Annotated in this window: 23 protein-coding genes; 4 read left to right on the top strand and 19 right to left on the bottom strand. The window is 42.6% G+C overall.

Annotated features, from left to right (window positions below; all coding sequences use genetic code 11):
- Nucleotides 1-54 precede the first annotated feature (54 nt).
- On the top strand, nucleotides 55-2,469 hold the full coding sequence (locus tag PNC201_RS07570) for a hypothetical protein (RefSeq protein WP_102056671.1): 2,415 nt from the start codon (nucleotides 55-57) through the stop codon (nucleotides 2,467-2,469).
- Between the two features lie 166 nt (nucleotides 2,470-2,635).
- Here PNC201_RS07570 and PNC201_RS07565 read toward each other — a convergent pair whose 3' ends face one another.
- The 8 genes from PNC201_RS07565 to PNC201_RS07530 all read right to left on the bottom strand — a co-directional run bounded on the left by PNC201_RS07565 (nucleotide 2,636) and on the right by PNC201_RS07530 (nucleotide 7,692).
- Nucleotides 2,636-3,610: a transposase gene (locus PNC201_RS07565; RefSeq protein WP_102056670.1), complete on the bottom strand. Its 975-nt coding sequence runs from the start codon at nucleotides 3,608-3,610 to the stop codon at nucleotides 2,636-2,638.
- Between the two features lie 380 nt (nucleotides 3,611-3,990).
- Entirely contained in the window at nucleotides 3,991-4,524 is a 534-nt protein-coding gene (locus PNC201_RS07560) for a GrpB family protein (protein WP_102056669.1), read from the bottom strand.
- 31 nt (nucleotides 4,525-4,555) lie between these two features.
- Nucleotides 4,556-5,104: an HPP family protein gene (locus PNC201_RS07555; protein WP_039495654.1), complete on the bottom strand. Its 549-nt coding sequence runs from the start codon at nucleotides 5,102-5,104 to the stop codon at nucleotides 4,556-4,558.
- Nucleotides 5,105-5,135: 31 nt separating this feature from the next.
- Nucleotides 5,136-5,531 carry an ACT domain-containing protein gene (locus PNC201_RS07550; protein WP_102056668.1) on the bottom strand — a complete coding sequence of 132 codons (396 nt, stop codon included), beginning with the start codon at nucleotides 5,529-5,531 and terminating at the stop codon, nucleotides 5,136-5,138.
- Entirely contained in the window at nucleotides 5,528-5,965 is a 438-nt protein-coding gene (locus tag PNC201_RS07545) for a GFA family protein (RefSeq protein WP_102056667.1), read from the bottom strand. The genes PNC201_RS07550 and PNC201_RS07545 overlap by 4 nt, the downstream gene beginning before the upstream one ends.
- A 2-nt stretch (nucleotides 5,966-5,967) precedes the next feature.
- Nucleotides 5,968-6,426, bottom strand: coding sequence for a YaiI/YqxD family protein (locus PNC201_RS07540; RefSeq protein ID WP_010371749.1), 459 nt, complete (start codon nucleotides 6,424-6,426; stop codon nucleotides 5,968-5,970).
- 35 nt (nucleotides 6,427-6,461) lie between these two features.
- Nucleotides 6,462-6,908, bottom strand: coding sequence for a GNAT family N-acetyltransferase (locus PNC201_RS07535; RefSeq protein ID WP_102056666.1), 447 nt, complete (start codon nucleotides 6,906-6,908; stop codon nucleotides 6,462-6,464).
- Nucleotides 6,895-7,692 (bottom strand): PhzF family phenazine biosynthesis protein, encoded by a 798-nt coding sequence (locus PNC201_RS07530; protein WP_102056665.1) that lies wholly within the window; start codon nucleotides 7,690-7,692, stop codon nucleotides 6,895-6,897. The genes PNC201_RS07535 and PNC201_RS07530 overlap by 14 nt, the downstream gene beginning before the upstream one ends.
- A gap of 146 nt (nucleotides 7,693-7,838) precedes the next feature.
- Here PNC201_RS07530 and PNC201_RS07525 point away from each other — a divergent pair, with 146 nt between their 5' ends.
- The gene (locus PNC201_RS07525; protein WP_010604566.1) at nucleotides 7,839-8,024 is read left to right on the top strand and encodes a hypothetical protein; all 186 of its coding nucleotides are present in this window, start codon (nucleotides 7,839-7,841) and stop codon (nucleotides 8,022-8,024) included.
- A 51-nt stretch (nucleotides 8,025-8,075) separates the two neighbouring features.
- Here the strand turns inward: PNC201_RS07525 and PNC201_RS07520 are convergent, their stop codons facing one another.
- The 3 genes from PNC201_RS07520 to PNC201_RS07510 all read right to left on the bottom strand — a co-directional run bounded on the left by PNC201_RS07520 (nucleotide 8,076) and on the right by PNC201_RS07510 (nucleotide 10,007).
- On the bottom strand, nucleotides 8,076-8,294 hold the full coding sequence (locus PNC201_RS07520; protein ID WP_010371761.1) for a DUF6500 family protein: 219 nt from the start codon (nucleotides 8,292-8,294) through the stop codon (nucleotides 8,076-8,078).
- Nucleotides 8,295-8,413: 119 nt separating this feature from the next.
- The gene (locus PNC201_RS07515; protein WP_102056664.1) at nucleotides 8,414-8,884 is read right to left on the bottom strand and encodes a DUF3291 domain-containing protein; all 471 of its coding nucleotides are present in this window, start codon (nucleotides 8,882-8,884) and stop codon (nucleotides 8,414-8,416) included.
- A gap of 115 nt (nucleotides 8,885-8,999) precedes the next feature.
- On the bottom strand, nucleotides 9,000-10,007 hold the full coding sequence (locus tag PNC201_RS07510) for a phytanoyl-CoA dioxygenase family protein (protein ID WP_102056663.1): 1,008 nt from the start codon (nucleotides 10,005-10,007) through the stop codon (nucleotides 9,000-9,002).
- Between the two features lie 133 nt (nucleotides 10,008-10,140).
- On the opposite strand from PNC201_RS07510, the gene PNC201_RS07505 reads away from it, so the two are divergent.
- Nucleotides 10,141-10,602, top strand: a complete 462-nt coding sequence (locus tag PNC201_RS07505) for a carboxymuconolactone decarboxylase family protein (protein ID WP_102056662.1) — start codon at nucleotides 10,141-10,143, stop codon at nucleotides 10,600-10,602.
- Nucleotides 10,580-11,347: an AraC family transcriptional regulator gene (locus PNC201_RS07500; RefSeq protein ID WP_102056661.1), complete on the top strand. Its 768-nt coding sequence runs from the start codon at nucleotides 10,580-10,582 to the stop codon at nucleotides 11,345-11,347. Before PNC201_RS07505 ends, PNC201_RS07500 begins: the two co-directional genes overlap by 23 nt.
- Nucleotides 11,348-11,390: 43 nt before the next feature.
- Here PNC201_RS07500 and PNC201_RS07495 read toward each other — a convergent pair whose 3' ends face one another.
- The 8 genes from PNC201_RS07495 to PNC201_RS07460 all read right to left on the bottom strand — a co-directional run bounded on the left by PNC201_RS07495 (nucleotide 11,391) and on the right by PNC201_RS07460 (nucleotide 19,758).
- On the bottom strand, nucleotides 11,391-12,245 hold the full coding sequence (locus PNC201_RS07495; protein ID WP_102056660.1) for an acyl-CoA thioester hydrolase/BAAT C-terminal domain-containing protein: 855 nt from the start codon (nucleotides 12,243-12,245) through the stop codon (nucleotides 11,391-11,393).
- A gap of 18 nt (nucleotides 12,246-12,263) precedes the next feature.
- On the bottom strand, nucleotides 12,264-12,974 hold the full coding sequence (locus PNC201_RS07490; RefSeq protein ID WP_010604559.1) for a LytR/AlgR family response regulator transcription factor: 711 nt from the start codon (nucleotides 12,972-12,974) through the stop codon (nucleotides 12,264-12,266).
- Nucleotides 12,968-13,990, bottom strand: a complete 1,023-nt coding sequence (locus PNC201_RS07485) for a sensor histidine kinase (protein ID WP_102056659.1) — start codon at nucleotides 13,988-13,990, stop codon at nucleotides 12,968-12,970. The genes PNC201_RS07490 and PNC201_RS07485 overlap by 7 nt, the downstream gene beginning before the upstream one ends.
- Nucleotides 13,991-14,140: 150 nt before the next feature.
- Nucleotides 14,141-15,073: a class I SAM-dependent methyltransferase gene (locus PNC201_RS07480; RefSeq protein WP_102056658.1), complete on the bottom strand. Its 933-nt coding sequence runs from the start codon at nucleotides 15,071-15,073 to the stop codon at nucleotides 14,141-14,143.
- Nucleotides 15,074-15,189: 116 nt separating this feature from the next.
- The gene (locus PNC201_RS07475) at nucleotides 15,190-15,774 is read right to left on the bottom strand and encodes a GNAT family N-acetyltransferase (protein ID WP_102056657.1); all 585 of its coding nucleotides are present in this window, start codon (nucleotides 15,772-15,774) and stop codon (nucleotides 15,190-15,192) included.
- Nucleotides 15,775-15,862: 88 nt separating this feature from the next.
- Nucleotides 15,863-17,086: a DUF418 domain-containing protein gene (locus PNC201_RS07470; RefSeq protein WP_102056656.1), complete on the bottom strand. Its 1,224-nt coding sequence runs from the start codon at nucleotides 17,084-17,086 to the stop codon at nucleotides 15,863-15,865.
- Nucleotides 17,079-18,428, bottom strand: coding sequence for a M23 family metallopeptidase (locus tag PNC201_RS07465; protein WP_102056655.1), 1,350 nt, complete (start codon nucleotides 18,426-18,428; stop codon nucleotides 17,079-17,081). Before PNC201_RS07465 ends, PNC201_RS07470 begins: the two co-directional genes overlap by 8 nt.
- A gap of 1 nt (nucleotide 18,429) precedes the next feature.
- Nucleotides 18,430-19,758: a M23/M56 family metallopeptidase gene (locus PNC201_RS07460; RefSeq protein ID WP_102056654.1), complete on the bottom strand. Its 1,329-nt coding sequence runs from the start codon at nucleotides 19,756-19,758 to the stop codon at nucleotides 18,430-18,432.
- Between the last annotated feature and the right edge of the window lie 2 nt (nucleotides 19,759-19,760).

Raw genomic sequence — 19,760 nt, 5'->3', positions numbered from 1 at the left:
TTGTTATTTTATATTGCATACAATATACACAAATAATAACGAGAGAAAAGTATCATGTCTTTATTTTATCTATTCCATACCTTTTATTGGCGAATACCCTCTATGCAAAAGCCGCGGCTAGGGTTTACTCCTCTAATTGCAATACTTGCCTTACTCAGCGGATGTAAAACTACGCGAAGCGATATTGCCGCTATTCCAAGCCCCGCTGATATGCGCTCTGAAATAAGCGTTAATGGTCGAGTCAGCACGCTGAAACACATTGATATCCAACATGTTGGTAAACAAATTCCGCTGACTTATAGCGATGGAAAAATAGCTAATTCGCGGGGATATGACTGGTGGGTGAGTAAACATTTTGCGCTAAAAAGTGACTTTCCTGAGGACAAAGTAAAACTCTATTTAGAATTACTAGAAATGTCTTACCCTCACTATGTTGAATTGTTTGGTATGGCGCCCGCAGCGATTGATAAAAAGAGAATTGCTGTCGTTTATGGCAGTTCACGCCAACGTACAAAAGAAGCCATGCTGGACGACGGTTTTTTGCGAGGCGTACATAAAACGGCTGGTGGCGAAACCATGTTTTATAACCGCGCAGGGTACAACTTTCCGAGTCATCGCCAGCATCACCAGCGCTACATCGTGATCCATGAAACCATGCATGCGTTTCATATGGCTCTGAACGGTCACTCAACTTGGGCACCCAATTGGATCACCGAGGGGATGGCAGATGCCATTGCAAGCCACGTATATGATCCAAATAAAAAGCAGCTAACTGTGATGGTTTTCGACCGCGCTCCAATGAACTATCTGCACTTAGGTTTACAGCAATATCACCAAAGTGGACAGCCATCTTTTGAAGCAATCAATGATGATCCATCACTCAAACGCGGGCTCAACTTTTTTATCGTACATTTTTTATTGAGCGACCCTGAGCGATATCAATATTTTAAACGCTTTATCGGCAAATTAATGGACGCAAATCCTCACTCTGAAGACACCTTGCCAACTGCCAATGCACTCTTAAAACAGACCTTCCCCAATTGGCCCCTGCTTGAACAGCAGTTTGCGGCGTTTGTGCGCTCTGCCACGCCAAGTTTTTATATTGTCGATGGGCCTTGGGAGCAAAACGGTGCTGCATATTGGCTCAGAAATACCGAAAGCAAAGCACTTAATCGTCTTGACATTCATCCAAACTTTTCTTCTACACATGTCGTGATGGATTTTCCCGCATCAGATAAAACACCTCTAATCAACTCACTTGATGAGAATAGTGTTGCAGCACTAATCGACTTCGAGCCAGAGCAAATTAAACGTGGAGAAATTGGCTTTGCGTTAATCGCTGACTTAACAAGTCAAAGCTTAGATGCGCGTCTTGGACGCACTAAAGTTGAAGAAGTTGACTTTAGTAAAGATAACTTGCTGCAATTTACCCTTCAAGAAGGTGTAAAGTTAACGGTCTCAAGCAATCAAGCATTATTTCCCGCAAAGTCTATCGCACTGCTGCCGCAATTACGCATGGATATCATGCAATATCATCAACTTGCGCTCACGCTTTCAAAGCAGAACGATGCGCTAGTTATTAAAATGAAAACACTACACCATGAGCAACTGGCTAGGTTACAATTGAGCCAAATCGACATTTCAGCGCTTAGCTTGCAAAAAATAAGTCTTCTTGGCCGAAATAATAATCATAGAATAGCGCCCTACTTTGCCGCGCATGATTACTTGATCACGAATGAACAAACCACTAATCCCTGGCACTTTAAAGGTGCATCGCTACTGCGCAGAGCCTTTAAAACCTGTGTGGAATATAGCGCTCAGCTAAGTGATTGTATGACCCCACTTCGCGAAATATTTAACAAGCAGAAATCAAGGACAGTCACTGAAACTGAGAATAAAACCCTCAACCATTTGATGCAAAATTGGCAATCAACACTTGGCGACGATGCACTCTTTACGCTAAGTGGTATCAACATCCAGAACTATTTTTCTGACGGAATGCACTATCTCTACATCAACAACCCCAGTAAGCATGCAGTTGCGCTAACTTACGGTAACTACAAAAAAATTCTAGCTTCAGGTGAACACCGTGTTCTATTGCCAAAACAAGTCTCTCAGACCTTGGTAATTAATTGGAATGGATTAACAAGACAAAAATCTCTTCTAACGCCGGAGAAACCTTTTGATGGGGTAAAAATGGAAGTAACTATTCGTGACAATATAACCATTACGCTAATCGGTCCCTATTCAGGTGCATCGAGTGGCACATTACACGTCGATTTTACCCCATATCAATCATTTAAAAATGAAGGGTCACTTTGGCAGCAGCCTGTTACTTTCTTACCTTATCAAACACAAGTAATTAAAATAGATAAGTTACAAGGATTAAAAAATGGATTACTTGAGATCACGGGTGAGTTTGACGTTGATGGTGAACCGATTAGGCTGGTTAAAATAATCAATTTGTAGAAACAATTAATTGGAAGTCTGAAAAGCCAAATAAAGTAGGACCGATGGCTTTGTGCAAATAAGATTGAGTGTATCATACAACGTGCACGACTAACTGCTCCCTCAACCTGAGCGAGCAGTTAGACACTTACAACCGGATTAAATTGGCCGTCTACGTAAGTTCATATTACATAAAAAGTCGCTGGCTTTGCGAAATATTACTTCGTCGCCGTAAATTGCGATGCTCACAATAAGACTCAATCGAATCTGCTCTACCAATCGCACCGTGAAAAGTTTGCTCAAGCTGGGTAGTAAGTTTCAGCCAATTACGTGCTTCTAGACCTAATTGTTCCAAAATAGATTTTTGACGCGGTTCGATAAACCCGGGTTTACCAGCACGAATACACCTCCCTGTTGAATCAACTAAGTCTAGGTATGACCGTAATTCAAAAGGAATTCCTTTGTGTACATGTCTTTTGGTATTTCCTAAAAACCGCGCTAGATAATTCGGCTGTTTGCATCTTTTTGCAAACTCACACCTAAGTTTTATACTGGTGTGTTCTGAATCTTCTAGGTTACTAGCCAATTTTGCACGAATGGGGTTTAAGTCTACGTAAGCCATGCATGCTAACAAGGCTGAAGCATCAAGCAAGGCCTGAGATTTAAATCTCCCTTCCCAAAAGTGTCCGGTACATTCATCCTCTTGATTAGCACGTCGAGCGATGTGCTCATTGAGCCCTCTCATAAACCAGCTAATACTCGCTAAGCGACTTCTATATTCATTGATTTCTTTGCTTAATTCACTTTTTTGCCCTTCGTTTAAGCATTCACCTTGTAAAAATTGCTGAGCGTGTGAAGATACCTTATAAAGCTTGCTCCAGCGTAGTAAAATAGCTTTATCATTGAGCCTTTGTGCTTTTTTATCATCGATATACAACACCACATGGGTGTGATTAGGCATTACCGCGTAAGCACAAACATCCAAGCAAAATATTTTGGCTAGAGAGAGCAAACGCGTTTCAACCCAGCCCCTCCGATGCTCATAAGACTTTCCTGTCAACATATCTTCACCACACAAAAAAGCACGGCGGACGCAACGTGACACACAATGATAGTAACGCGTATTTGACAAGTTGATTTGATACTTCCTAGCTAAGCCCATTGTTCTCTCCTTGAACGTATCAATGCTAATCGAAGAAATTAAAGCTTAGACCATGTCGCAAATTTGTAAACATTTGCATCTGTTCATGCCTGTCCTTAGTTGCATGCTTTTAGTTACATGCTACCAGTTATCACCTACTCTTTGATACTTAAATACAGTAAACGCTAACCTCCTTATGCTTGTTCGGAGAGTGAGCGAGGTTCCTGTCTTAACGCAAATCTTTACTTTTCCCCCTTGCCTAGTTAGCAAGTTTTAGGAGCAACATCAAACCGTGCTCCACTATGAATAATTTATGCGATCACCATGAGCGATTGGGATTGGATACCAGCAGTTAATTTTATCACTAACTTCAAGCAAAATATTAGTTATTCAAACTTTAGTTAATTAAAGTGGATGTCCTTTAAAGTGCGCTTTACAAATGGCGCTTTAGCTTTTCCATACTCATCTTGGGAGGCTATACCTTGCGCTATTACTAATTGCTTCTGAGTTTCATACTCCGCACGCGCGTCAGGATTACTGAGCATATAAGCTTTAAACTTTTCTTGCTTGATATGTTCTTCACTCCCTTTTTCAATAGCATGAGCATGCACTTGAAACAACTCACCTTGATACATCACCGCGATGTCTTTTCTAGGACGAGTATCAGGAAATGGATTATCGCTGTGCTGATCTTTAAAGCCTACATTTTTAAGATGTTCAACTGCTTGCGTTAATTGCCCGGGTTTGTATAACACAGAGATATCGATGATCCCTTTGCCGGCAACCTTAAAAGAGCTTGAACCAAAGTGTAGAAATTCAAGTTCAGGGTGTGCTAATGCCATCATCACTTCTTCTGCCACTTCAACAAATATTTCACGCCATGGATTAAAGCTAGCTGGGACTAATTGGTAAGGGACGAATTCAATTTTTGACATGCCTGTCCTTTTAAATTTTTATATAAAATAGTTAGAACCAATAAACTGGGTAATGCCGCTTGGGGTTGCGCGACATATTGTTCACAGACAGCGCGACCAATAACATCAGCAGAGCCCCCATCAACACGGGATAAAATGCATACATATATCCCAAGTTATGAACAGACTCACCACCAATAATGGCGATTAGCGCGGTCGCTCCACCGGGTGGATGCAAGGTTCGAGTAAAGTGCATCACAACAATTGAGAGCGATACCGCAAGCGGTGCTGCAAACAGACTCTCTTCTCCAAGCAAAATAAAGATACTGACGCCGAGTAAAGCTGAAAAGAAATGCCCGCCCAGTAAGTTCCTCGGTTGAGAGAACTCTGCCATAGGAGCGCCATAGAGTAAAACAGCAGTTGCACCAAAAGAGCCAATGAGCAATGCGCTGCCAACACCATATGGTAAAGCGAGGTTAGAAATCACCGTAATCAACAAGATCCCCACCATTGCGCCAACCCATGACCAAAGGATTTTCTTAAGCGGTTTTCTCGGAGGACACACACCTTTGGAGGCCATTCTTTTAAAGTAAACTTTCATGCTACCTAATAACCTTCGAGATTTATCAATGTCATTTTGCCAACGTTTGTATCGCGAGTACCGCCCGCTTAGCATCATTTACGGGCACAAAAATATGATCATGATAGAAGCCCGCAATTACATTCGCGCTAATATCAGCACCTTTTAACGCATTGGAAAATGCAGCAGTTAACCCTACGGCTTCTAGGCTCGAATGCACTTGCAAAGTAATTTTATTCATCACACAGCTGTAATCCAATCCATGTTCATCTGCCATTTGCTTGGTGACTACCAGCGTTAACCCCTCGCGCTCCATAAAGGTCGCAATTGGATTGAAAATTACGCACTCAGCAAGGCTTTTTTGCACTGTACAAAATACAAAAGGTGTTTCATCAAGCGTCGGGGAAATGTCTTTTAATAATTGAGATAAATCACTAATACCCGTCACAAATTACCTCCCGATGTTGTTGATAGATCGCGGCTAGGCTCAAATGCATCGTAGCGAGGAAGCGGCGCGTCTAAGTCGTCCCAATTGGCTTTTGAAGAGATAAAATTATGTGATATTGGCCGCTCTTTGATATCCGAGTCCAAAATGCCAAGTCTTAACCTCACCCGCTTTGGATCGCTTTCGTTCGAACTAAAAATTGGACTTGCACAATGTTTGCAAAAATGGCGCTTTCTTCCAGGTTTAAACTCGAAGATGTTTAGTGCCTCTTCGCCACATAGAATCACAAAATCACTCCACAGCACAAAGCCATTGGTCGCATAAGCTGTGCCTGTAGACTTACGACACAAGGAGCAATGACAGTGAATGATATCGCTGATTGGTCCACGGATCTCAACTTGAACCGCTTTACACAAACAACTCGCCTTGTAAGCCATACCTACCCCTTTGTGTTTCTGGTGATCCAAGTATCCAATTGATTGGCGAAATTTTGCTTATCAGCTTGAGACAAAGGTGGTGGCCCTTGAGTTTGTACGCCGCTGGCACGCATCGTGTCCATAAAGTCACGAATATTTAAGCGAGATTTTATGTTTTCTTTTGTCAGCAATTCACCGCGCGTATTAAGTGCGGTGCACTTTTTCTCAATGACTTCGTCTGCGAGTGGAATATCGCCGGTAATAACCAAATCACCTTCATTAACGCGCTTCACGATTTCATTATCCGCAATATCAAATCCCTTTGGAACCTGAAGCTTTTGAATAAAAGGAGACGGAGGCGTTTTTAGATATTGATTTGCAACCAATGTAACCGTGGTAGAAGTACGCACTGCAGCGCGAAACAGCATTTCTTTTATCACCACGGGACAGGCATCGGCATCTACCCATATTTGTTTTGCCATAACAACTCTTTTAAATTTAAATTGGCTAGAGAATACTAAATTTGGGGATTAGGTTCACGCCTAAAATGAAACTCATATTCATCGTCAGCAAACTGCACAAATCCCAACTTTTCGTATAAACGCTTCGCGGGATTCGCTTTAAGCACCGTCAATACCCAAGGCAATGTTGAGTGGTTTTCTATCAAGCTTTTAATGACTTGTGCACCGAGCCCCTTTCCTTGTTGCTGGGGCTCTATTTGCAGCTGAAAGAGGTAATAGTCATGTTCACGTTGCTTAAACTTAGCCAAGCCAACACACTTTTCATTTATATAAATCAAATGTGAGCTTGGGTATTCGTATAATACTCTGGCTTTATGTTCAGCGTCAGTCAAAAACAGTCCGGCATTTTCTAAGTGCGGCACCATGGTCGCTTTACGCAGCGCCACTAGGTAGTCAAAGTCACTTTCTTTTGCCTGTATGAAGTGAATCTTATTCGTCCTCAATTTCGAATATTCCTTTTGCGTAAAGTACACCAAACCCAGATACGATGACATTCGTATCCGTCACTTCACAAAATAGCTCACCGCCACGTTTTGAAGCCTGATGTGCATGAAGTTTCTGTTTGTTTAGCGCCTTTGCCCAATATGGCGCTAACCCGGCATGAATTGAACCGGTAACCGGATCTTCATCGCCCCCATTTGCAGGCCAAAAGTAACGCGACACAAAATCAACGTCATTGCCTTTTGCTGTTACCACAACATCAAAAGGCGCAAGGGTTTTCAATTTATCGCTGTCGTACTCACAGCTGCGTACTTGTTGCTCAGTCTCAACAATCACAAAGTACGCTTGGCGATTTTTAAGTACCCGCGTCGGTGTTACGTTCAGCCCTTCCAGCAGTGCGTCGGGGGCTTCAGTTAACTCAGGGGCTAAGTTCGGAAATTCCATCACAATGCGACCATCAGCCACTTGCTTAACAGTGAGTGTTCCGACTTCTTGAGTTTGAAATTTTATTTCACCTGACTTTCCCTTGTGATTAAAAAGTACATACGCAGCACCAAGCGTGGCATGACCACAAAAGTCAATTTCAGTAATTGGAGAAAACCACCGGATCTCATAATGATTGTTATCAACTGGCTTCAAAAAGGCGGTTTCGGAAAGGTTATTTTCGATGGCTATCTGCTGCATTAAGGCGTCGCTAAGCCAGTTTTCAACCTCAACGATTGCAGCGTTGTTACCACCAAAACGTTTACGCGTAAATGCGTCAACCACAAAATATTCGACTTGCATCTTTTACTCCTTTCAGAAACACCTAAAAACACAGTATAATTTACTGTAATTAGAAGCGAATACAACTTAAATAAACGTGTATAGAGGTTGATCTCTGTGACCATGATGCACGTAGTTAAAATGAGTAGAACCAAGTCGAGGCTTATATGTTTACAGATGCTACTTTATCAATCTTATGTTTATATTCATTAGCAATGTTTGTCACTAGCCTGCTAATGATAGCGACAGCCCCTAAAACTGATGATGAGAAACGCAAACAAACTATCACCGAGTACACTATGTTTGCACTTGCATCTGTTGCAGTATTTTTTGTCTCGTTTTACACGCTGTAACTGCCAGTTGGGTCATCTCGATTGATGGCCCATGACAATATCCTTTAAGACCTATTTTCCACTTTCAACCATTGCTTTTATCTTTAACGCCTTTTCGAAGTGGTCTAGTTCGTGAGTTTGTATCCACCAAGTTGCCGCTTCCATAAGTAATGCAGGGTCCGTGTTTTTATTGGCAAAAAAAGCGTAAAATGATACGCCAACGTTATCTCCTTTTTGTGCGATTTTTTTATCACATACTTCTATTATCTTGCTTCTTAGTGCCGCGCGCATTTTTGGTTAAATCCATACATCATGATCTGCGATAAGTGTACCACCAACATCATCGCTATTCACCACTCCACGCGGCTCTCCCCCCTTAGGGTTGATTATCATTTCATCGGTGCACAAGATTAATCTTCTTCACAAGCTTCCCTCTCCCTTAGATCTAGTTCGGTGAAACTATTTCTAAACGTAAAGGCATAAGCCGAATCTCCAAAACGACGCAGGTAATCGAGCCTTTCTTTAGCCTCATCTAGCGTCGGGATATGGCCCTCTTCAACCCACCATAACACGTAGGTTTCCTGTTCAGCGCGGTGAAACCATTCTTTTTTACGCGCCAAAAATTCCTTATGCGCGGTTTTAAACATAAAATCTTTGAGCGCTTGCTCCGACTGCCATACAGACATATTCACGATAATATTTGGATCATCAAACGCCTTAATCTCTGTTGCATTACCGGTTTCATCTTTTAAGCGCCAAATAAAGCCAGGGCTTTGCTCTGCGAGTGAATTAATGCGGTCTAAACTTTCTACAAAGTATTGGATTTCTGGCGCATCCATTTGGTATTTAGCGGTGGCTATATTGAGTTGTGCTAATTGCATCGACGGCTTTTCCTTGTGGTGAGTTGCTACATTCTCCCAAACTTAACAATCATACTACTGTTTGCTCGCCGCCAAGTTAAGACAAAATTTAACCAAATAGAGATTTTTTCACCTTCTACATTTCTGGAAATGGATGCATATTGATGTATTGCACTATACGAGGTGCGTTTGCTGTGTTCGCGCTGCCACCATGGGGTAAAAATTGATGCCAAATCACCATATCTCCTGCATTGGCTGCAATTGCTTTGGAACCCAGTTGATGTAAGTATTCTGTGTTTGGAACACATGGATCCCATGGAGCCGTTGCAAGCCATGACTCTAGCTTTGTATGAAATCCTGGTACAACCGTTGTTGCACCTTGTTTTTCTTCAGTGTCTGATAGATACAAAATTCCTTGCGTGCCAAACGTGAGTTGCTTAGAGAAATCTAAATCCCAATGTAGATCAGGACCTTGAAAGCTAGATTGTGCAGTTTCAGGCGGGTTGAACCCACACTGATCGGCTGAAACTATCAGTTGTTCGCTTTGCCATAACTGGCTAAAGGCCTTATGAATTCTTATTGAATTCCGATTGTCTTCCAGTGCTTTATGTTGTACCAAATGCACCATACTGCGACTCATTTTTTCTTGGTTAACCTTATACCAAGTCTTTGGTTCTGCTAATTCAATCTCCAAATAGTCTTGGATGGCGTTTCTCGCATTAGCACAGCCTTCAGCACTCACTGCATTCTTAACGATGACATAGCCGTTGTCCTGCCAGCATTTCAGGTCGTCCTCAGTGAGTACATCCGGCATATTTTGAACAGCTGCTATTTTTTCTTGATAACTGCCGGGGCAAGGCATATGACAGGTGACATGTTTTAGCAGTGCTATTTTTTCACTACTTGGCTGAGCAATTGTTACAATTGCATCAATAAAGCTATCGTAATCATGAGCATATTGAAACTGTAACTGATGTGCTTGAGATAAACTTAAGCCCAGTATGTCAAAAGTCGCTTTATATAATTCGAAACTAACTGGCTCTACCTGCTGCTGTTTATTTGTAAAAGTGCCGTTGGCCTGAAGCCAGATTTTTTTGAGTGTGGATAAATGATAAAGCGCTAGAGCAAGGTTTACATCGCACATTATTTGACAACCATCCTTTAAATTAGAGTTGTGTGTTCCTTCCTTAAAATTTTATTACAAAGACGTTTTTTTTCAATTTTTACCGCTTACACCTCATTACACTATACGTATCACTAAACATGAGGATTCAGAAATGAAAAGAGCAGACTACTTCAATCAGGCACCTGAGCTTATTCAGCACTTATTGGGACAAGAGGAATTATTAAAACAGCAGGTACATACAACTTTTGGAGTCACAATCTGGGAGCTCGTTAAACTTAGAGCATCACAAATCAATCAATGCGCTTTTTGTATTGCAATGCACACTAAACAGGCACTAGAGTATGGTGAAACCACTAATCGAATTATTGGATTAAGTGCATGGCAAGACATGCCGTTATACACCAATAAAGAAAAACTGGCATTAGCGCTTTGTGAAAAGCTGACAAACGCACAAATGATTGACGACGCTTTTTATCAAACACTCAATGTAGAATTTGATGATAAAGAATTGACTACGTTAACTATCGCTATTAATGCCATCAACAGCTGGAATCGGATCGTGAAAATGTTTAAGCCGAATGTAGAGTTCAATGAGCACAGATCTAACGCTTGAATTAATAAACCCAACAGGTGAAATCGCTAACTATGTGCAAGCTATCTGGTTTGCACAATCACACAAGCGCGGAGAAACTTGGCTTCCAAGCGACGGGGCAACTGGATTTATCTTCCCTCTTTGTGGGCTCGTTAGTTTCAACGACAATCAGCTCACAGCCTCCTTTTATCTACAACCAATTGCCATTCAGTCTAGCAAAGTCAGCTATTCTGAACAGGCATGTTTTTTCGGGATCCGCTTTAAACCCGCGGGACTGGCATTTCTGAAAACGCTGCAACATCCTATAGCAAATCCCAAAAATATATTGCCCTTGTTGAACACGCTACAAAAAAGTAGTGCCAACCTGACAGCATTACTTCAACTCCTAGAACCAATATTGAATATGCCAATTCCTCGACACAATTCTATCCTACATACCCAAACACTCCTTGAGCATATTGTTTCAATGACTCCTTTAGAGCAAGCATATGCTCAAACTCCGATCGGAAAACGGCAATTAGAGAGACAAGTTAAAATACATTGTGGGATTACCCCTAAACATTTAGCTCGCATTTATAGAGTTCGATTGGCTAAACAAAAACTGAGAGAAACACCTGACATTAACATCGCTCAACTCGCGCTAGATTGCGGCTACGCTGATCAATCTCATCTTATTCGCGAATTTAAAACTATCTTTCAGATCACACCGGCAAAATACACAAAGCGACTAAAAGCTGCAGACACAACGTTACCTACAGCTCGGTAAATTTTTCAACGACCAAGAATATAAAAGCAAGGTGAATTCATTGCTACTTATTCGCGCAACGTGCTACCAAGGTTTCGCTTAAAAATTGATTTACCTCGGTTTGCACTTTTTTGTTAAAGCTATAGTGACCCGAGTTAAGTGCGATATGTTTAAATGGATGAGAAAAACTAGCTTCGCGTAAACCAGCTTCAATATATCCGGCCATTTTGTACGATGGCCAAATTTCATCGTGTTTGGCAGAGACCAGTAGCACTGGCCCATTGGTGTTTTCAACCGGGATGCGAGCGGCTGCAATTGCTTCAGGCGTTGCCTCTGCCAATGCAGCCTCAAAGGCAGGTGTAAACTCTCCCGTTACGTTCCCCTTTTGCATTTTCCATGACAACAGGGGTGCATCAATGTAATCCAGAGCATTGCCGCTAAGCGTCCAACTCGAGCGAGAAGACAAAGTCTTAACAGCATTCCAGCTTACGTGACTAGGCATAACGGACACTACATGGTTTATCTCATCAAAGTGCGCACCGAGTAATAACGCAAGCTCCGCTCCTTTAGAAAAACCATACACCGCTACGCAATTTGGATTTATCTTTGGGTCTGCACTCAATGCTTTTATCCGTTTGGCTATATCATCCAAAGATAATTCAGCTGCACTGCTCGATGTATTTTCAGTGCCATAATAACCAAGTGCAGCTACTGAGACACCAATATCATTAAATCCATCTAAAAATGGTTTCCACTGAGGATTAGCGAGTGTATTCCCCCCTTCGCTGCCACCTAACACCACAACCAATGGATGAGTCTGACCATCATCGATAAACTGACGTTTAACATCTGGTATAGTCGTGTTTGAGCAGGCCGCAAGAAGCCCTACCAAAGAAAATGGCATTATAGTTTTCATCATTTTATTACCTTTTTTGAGTTAGCTGAGCCCTATGTTGCTCAGTTGTTGTTTGAGTAGTTTTGCACCGCCCCGGCTGGTCACAACTTGTAAATTGCTATCTCGCAACTTGACAAGGTAACCCCCTGTAACCCAGCGTTCAAACGCCGTTATCGCGCTTTGGTTTACAATGGCATTACGGTGAACTCTTAAGAAATGTGTTGGCAATTGCTGTTGGATCTCCTCAAGGGAGCCATCAATGGGATATTGCTGTCCATTACTAAACGCAATGGCTTGACCGTATTCTAGCTTGATAAGTTCGATACTGCTGACATCAATTAGTGAGGTTTTCCCCGCCACCTTACTCGTTAAAGTAGCGGCGAATCCTGTCGCGATAACACGATTGACTCTTGATAGCGCCAACGCTAAGCGTTCAGTACTATACGGTTTGAGCAAATAATCAACCGCGCCGAGCGTAAAGGCCTCAACCGCAAACTCACTGTAGGCCGTGGTAAAAATTATCGCACCTGCAAACCCCGTTCCTTGAAGTTTCTCGACCAAAGTAACACCATTGCATTCTGGCAAGTTAATATCGACAAAGACAATATCTATCGCAAGTTCTCGATATGTATCAAGAAATACTAATGGCGTGTTACAAGTCAGTACCAAGTTGTGCTTGGTGATCTGGCTAAGTTGTTCAGTTAATTTATCAATGGCTGGTTGCTCATCTTCCACAATGGCAATGTTCAACATTCCTTTGCTCCTCGTGTTAGTGAAAAGCTGACAACAGCACCACCTGTGTGCATGTCGTTACCAAGCCTAAGTTCAGCATTTTCTTCTAACTTTAACCGTGAGCGCGTGATCGAAAGACCGAGTCCCGCATCTGACGAACTCAATATGTCCTGCTCCTTAAAGCCCACCCCGTTGTCACTGATTTTAAACACTAACTGGTTCGCTAACTTTTTGATTAATACATCAATGTGAAGCGGCCTACTGTTGCCATGTTTTACTGCATTTTCCAAAAGTGGCTGTAAAATCATTGGCGGTATTACTTCGCTCAATAATGCATCGTCGATATCAAAGTCGATGATAAGCGCATCCCCAAACCGGCCTTGCTCTATCTCGCACCATTGATTTAGTGCAATTAGCTCATCGGCAACGGATACTTTGCTCGGTATTTTTCCGCTTGTCACAGAATGCGTTAATGAATATCTTAATACCGCAGCGAGATTATGAACCAAAGACCGTGCTGCTTCTGGTTGGTTTGGTACAAAGGCTGCAATTGTGTTGAGGCTATTGAACATAAAGTGCGGGTTTAACTGACTGTGTAATAACTTAATTTCAGCTAGTTGGCGAAGCTGTTTTTCTTGTTTTAACAACTTTTGGGAAAGGTAGAACTTAATCACCACAAAAATACCGCTAGACCAAGGCAGTGCGATGGTTAGCGCCTCAAACAGTGAAAATGCATGGGTATTTAACATTCCACTTCTGAGTACACCCCAACATAAACAGCCCATTACCATCAGTCCGTAAAAGCCGATATATTGCAGCGGCCAATTGCCTATCTTGAAACGGATGATGAGTACGTAACTTATCACCATAGGTAACCAGTAGAGGAACACAACCGCCAAAATAGAAGAAAGCGCGATATTTGCTGACAACAACATGCCCCGCTGCACCCAATCGGTAAGACTGATAGCAAAACTTATTGCGGCAACGATGGCTAAAATTGCGAATTGTTCATTTCGCTGCAATGTGAGATTGACCATAATCAATACAAATAGTGACTGAATACGTTCATGGTACGCATTTGGCGTCGAAAAGCACTCTGAATGTTGCTGAATGGTCGCTTTTCAATGCTAAATGGTTATCTGTATTAGTCCACACTTTTACATCCAGTCAAAGTGCTAAAAAATAGATTAACTTGCTTTAAACCGTAAACACTTGAGGCTGCTTTGCTCATCAATGTCTTTAAATTCAGGTGGGTTTTGCAAACGTTCAACAAACGTAAGCGCTGGTGCCTCTCTGGTCATTTCATCAATGAGGAATTGACTTGAAACATCGGGAGAATTCACACACGCCAACACTTGGGCATTTGGCGTAAGTAACTCAGGAAGCTTTCTTAAAATACGTTGATAGTCTTTGGTCAGTGCAAAGCTGCCTTTTTGAAAGCTTGGCGGATCAATTACGATTAGGTCGTACGGCCCATATTTACGTACTTTCCCCCAAGATTTAAACAAATCATGGCCTAAAAAAGACACCTTGCTGAAGTCGTGTTCATTGAGTTGGTGGTTGACTCGGCCTTGCTTGAGCGCCGCTTTTGCCATATCTAGATTCACAACATGGGCAGCTCCGCCCGCAATTGCCGCAACAGAAAACCCACAAGTATAAGAAAACAGATTAAGTACCCGAGCCCCCGCAGACTGAGCTTTAACAAACTCACGACCCAAACGCATATCTAAAAACAGTCCCATGTTCTGCTTTACGCCAAGCTTTAGGCCATATTTAAGTCCATTTTCTTCAACGATAGGCATAGCAGTTAATTCACCATACAAAACCTCGAGATCTGAGTCAGGCAAATAACGATGTTGCAGCAAAATAGCAGAGAGTTTTCCGTTAAACGCTTCGGTCTCCACAAGTGATAATAGTGCCTGCTTTAACGACGCAATAAGGTCAACGTCGTGCTCCTTGAATAAAGAGACTAAGAGCTGACCTTGTAACCAATCTACTGTGATTTGTTCAAGCCCTTCATAGCAACGACCACGTCCATGAAATAGACGCCTAAGCTCGTTTGGTACTGCTTGGGTTTGCAGATGATTAAGGAGGGTCGATACAGGGTTTATTGCTGTCATGTCAGTGTCTGGTTATGCGTAAAGTTCGGCATTTTACTTGTTACTTCACAGCAAAAGCAAATGGTTAAGGCCTGCTTATCTTTCACGTTTATTTTTAGCAACAAAGGAAACCTGTCTTATGGACGCCACAACATCGTTGTTGCCCCGCTAAAACCGATTAACCAATTGAGATAAGAAAAATCTTCGTGATGGGAGGTAACAAAGCCCATTCTCATATAAAGCTTTTTTGCTTGGGGGTTAGAATCAATTACATCAAGTCGTAAAGCGTGAAACCCGCTTTGTTTGGTGTAGCGCTGCAGTGCCACTAGAAGCGCAGTGCCAACACCTTGTCCTCTGACCGATTTTGCAACAGCGATGCCGTCCATCACTACTTCATTGGGCGCAGGCTTTCGCTCAAATAGGGTAAACACCGCTGCGGCTTTAACCCCGCCTAGCAAGCCTAATTCATCAATGAGTCCAGTAAAGCCCATATTCGATGTAAAACCGCCTTTGCCATATTGAAAGCCCGCAACCCCCACTAACTTGCCGTCTGCAAAGGCAGCAAAAGAGTATTCTGAGATGAAGCTCTTCGCGATAATAGTGATCAGCTTATTGCGATCCGGCACTGCAGCTTTGAATTTGCTACCAAACGCGTCAACATAAAGCTCAGCAGCCGCTTGTGCATACTCAATGTCCCATCCTTGTGTTATTTCTATTTCCATACTTTACCTCAAGCTAACGTATCGACTTCAATATTAGGTCAAAATTAGCTTAGGTATGAAGTTCGACTTTGTAAAAAATTCGAGTCGATTATGCATGTAACGTAATCGTTAGTTTGCGCCATACACGTTCAACGGGTCCCACCTTAAAGAATCGCCCGTAAATCACATTTAACAGCAGCTGCACTGCCATAATCACAAGCCATAAGAACAAGAGCTCACTGCGACTTAGCGTATTATGTAATCCAAAGCCATAAAATATCACCACCAATAACAGTGACTGTCCAATGTAATTACTCAGCGCAAATCGACCCACTTGATTTATCGCCTCAAGGGGTTTGAACCGATGCAACCAACGGTTATATAGTAAAGATAACAAAACCAAGTAAACAATCGCTTGCAGCTCCCGGTTAAGTACAATGATCATTTGTTTAGCGTAAGATAACACTGGGATATGTGAACTTTGTAGCCAATGAAAATAGCGAGCTTGAGTGGCATAACATGACACCGCAATCAAGCAAAGCAGTGCCACTACCGCAAATGGGCTAAGTTTAGTCTTTGAGAACAATCCCCATTGAAACAGCTGCGAGCCTATCAGCATCATCATTAGCGTGGACCAAAAAATACTTGAATAAAACAGCTTACCTTTGTGGACTTGCGGACTGTCAAAGTTTTCCTGCCAATACTCAGTTAAGCTTGGCGTTTCTTCCAAAGTACGATGAGTGGGTGTCCGTGGTTCGGTTTTATTCTGCCACCGATTAATCGCCTTTTGCTGGTCTCGTGTGCGAGACGCTTCGTCCACATTGAGTGCTGCTTGGTAACCATCGTATTGGGCGATGGTGCGCTCTGCTCTGCCAAAACCTGCAACTAACATAAACGCCAAACAAATTACTATGCTGGCTTTGATGGTCCGGGTGCCAAGTAATATGATGGTGGTGGCAATCATTCCTATCACAGCATAGTGATAGAGAATGTCGCCACTCCAAATATAATAAGCATGAACAAGACCGAGTATAAATAAAGCCACTAGCCTTGCCGCACTTAATTTAATAGCAAATTCAAATGGCTGTTTTTGAAGAATAATCGTAAGGCCAGCGCCAAATAACATCGCCAGCAGTCCGTAAAACTTGCCCTGAGCAAATACATAAACCCAGTACCTTACCTCACTGTCTATATCCGTCATAAAGCCATATTGGTAACTGCCCCATGGATTGGGATAGGCAAAGCTTTCGATGTTGATAAGTAAAATACATAGGATTGCTATCCCGCGAATAAAGTCGAGGCTGTTAATGCGATTTCTTTCAGGACTAGTCATCGGCATTACCTATGCGGCCCGACTGTCCATCATGGTGAGCTAGCTTTGTGTTTTCGCTATCGAGCAGTGTGGTAATTTGTGCAACCTGCGCGCTAAATTCATCAAATTGCGTGTCACTTAGCTTAGTGTTTTTTGGTTGTTTTAGGGTGAGTGGATTGATGGCTTTTCCGTCTTTATGCACTTCATAATGTAAGTGACGCGCCTGCGACAGGCCGGTATTACCAAGGTAGCCAATCACGTCTCCTTGCTTTACTCGCGTCCCTGCCTTGAGACCGTTCGCAAAGCCATTTAAGTGAGCATAAAGTGTTTGATAGCCTTTACCGTGATCTAACACTACGCGATTACCAAAGCTGCCGCCCCACCCAGCTTTGAGTACTTTTCCCGAGCCTGCTGCCATAATAGGCGTACCAACAGGCGCACCAAAATCTATCCCTTTGTGCATTCGGGTATAGCCCAATACTGGGTGATGACGTTTACCGAAGTTTGACGATAATCGAGCACCGTTAAGCGGAGTTTTCATTAGAAAGCTTTGCGCGAGGGTACCATCTGAGTGGTAAAAAGCGGTCGTTCCGCCATTATCAGTAAACCGGTATAAGCGGTATTTTTCTTTTCCTGAAAGTAGCGCAACATGTTGTAATGCTAAAGGTTTGGAGATTTGCTTGAGTAACTCTTCGGCAACCACAAGCTGCTGTTCTTGAAATACAAAATAAATTTGATCGCCGGCATATACTTCTCTTTGAAAATCAACAAGGTGAGATAAGGCCACAATACTTTGATTGATAATATCATTGGGCACCCCGATTTTGCTGGCGTCCACAAAAAAACTAGAATCTATGCTTGTCGATAAACGCTTTGTTTGCGTGACGGTTTCAAGCTCACTTAGCGATGCATGCCACTGTTCATCCGCTCTTTTAATCTCAATAACCTGTGCAAATGCATATTCAAAGCGGATCAGCTGTACTTGTCCGTCTACAAGCTCTGCTTCTATTAACTGTCCAGCCTTGAGCTTAGTCAGTGATGTCCACGTACTCACGGCTTGTTCCACCAGCCAACTATCGCGGTCACTGAATGCAAACTCACTTAAAAGATTAGCTAAACTCTCACCCGATTTAAGTTCAAGTAAACGAATATCTTGAACTGGCTTTAGCTCCTCTGTGATTTGGATTTGGGCCGTGACTGAGTCTTCAGCGGATCTATTGAGTACAACAACTTGACCTTGTTCTGCTTGTACCGACACAAGCGTATTCTCTTGCGCTTTATTGACAGAATGAGTCTGCTCGGGCTGTTTCGAGCAGCCAAAAGTTGCCATCATTACAATGGCAATAGAAAGCTTTTTAATCATGTTAATTTTCCAATAAGGTCAGCGGATCAATGCGCGTGTTGTTATGTAGAGCTTCTAGATGTAGATGTGGACCAGTGACTCGACCGGTTTCACCTATGGTACCGATCACTTCTCCTTGCGATACTTGCTCACCCACCTCAACATCAATGCTATCAAGATGTGCGTAAAGACTTTGATAACCATTGTCATGATGGATCAACACCACTTTACCGTAATTCTCAGGCAAGGTTTTATCATCGGCAATCGTGACCGTACCGCTGGCAACCGCCATCGCAGGTTCACCAACGCCGCCAGCTAAATCCAGTCCTTGATGTGCTTTATTGTGACGAAAGTTCGATATATGCCCAAACCTTGATGTTATTTCAGGTGTGACGACTGGGTATGTCCATGTTTTACTGACCATCGCCGTTCCCATTGTCCATTGAATATTGCCATAGGCTAAACCTGAACTAAGCAACACAAAAAACCCTATCAACACAAGGTTACTTGGCTTCTTTTTAGATTTAAGAATAACGCTAAAACGCTTTTTATAATCATCTAAAGTCAAAGAGTTAGATGCAAAATTTGCTGTCATATTCATCGTTTTCGGCGGAGCAGCAGCCCGTTTTAAAGAGTTCATTAATGCTTTGCTATAAGCCAAAGGTTCAAGACTGTGCTTCGCTATCGTCACCTCATCACAGCAATATTCCATCGCTCGAATAAAGCCCAGTTCCATTTTTGCAATGAACGGGTTAAACCAAGCAAGCGTCGCGAGTATTCGCCAAATTACGACGGCAATGTGATCGCCTTTATCTATGTGGGTTAACTCATGCAGAATAAGTGCTTGCTGTTCTGCCTCTGGTAGCGTGTCAAATTCCACCGGCAAATACACTTTAGGTTGCCACAGTCCGAACACAAAAGGAGAGCAAGTAATTGGCAATTGATAGCAACTCCGTGCACCGAGCTTTATTTTTGAGGCGGTGCTACAGAGGCGTTTTACTCGCCAATACTGTCGCCCAAGTACCAAAAGATGAGCGATTAGCCCAACGCAATAGACCAGAAATACAGCCATAAGCGTCAGGTTTAGCCAGTCAGACGCAACTTGAGTGCGCTTCGTCATTGCCAGCAGCGGCTCTGCAAATTGTTGTAAATTGGCATTAAACAATACGGCTGGAATGGCGTTGTGTTGCTCCATGTGTTCAAGTGGGATCCAAGGCACAAAAGTCACTGCCAGCACGCCCCACCAAAGTCCTTTATTCTGTACATACCGAGCGGAAAATTTCACTCCAAGCGCGTACGTTAAGCCACTAAGCGCCACCCACAGCAAGACCGAAAGTAATATTAGTTCCATAC

Source organism: Pseudoalteromonas sp. NC201 (assembly GCF_002850255.1).
Classification (GTDB): Bacteria; Pseudomonadota; Gammaproteobacteria; order Enterobacterales; family Alteromonadaceae; genus Pseudoalteromonas.
This window is presented reverse-complemented; position numbering and strand designations above follow the sequence as displayed.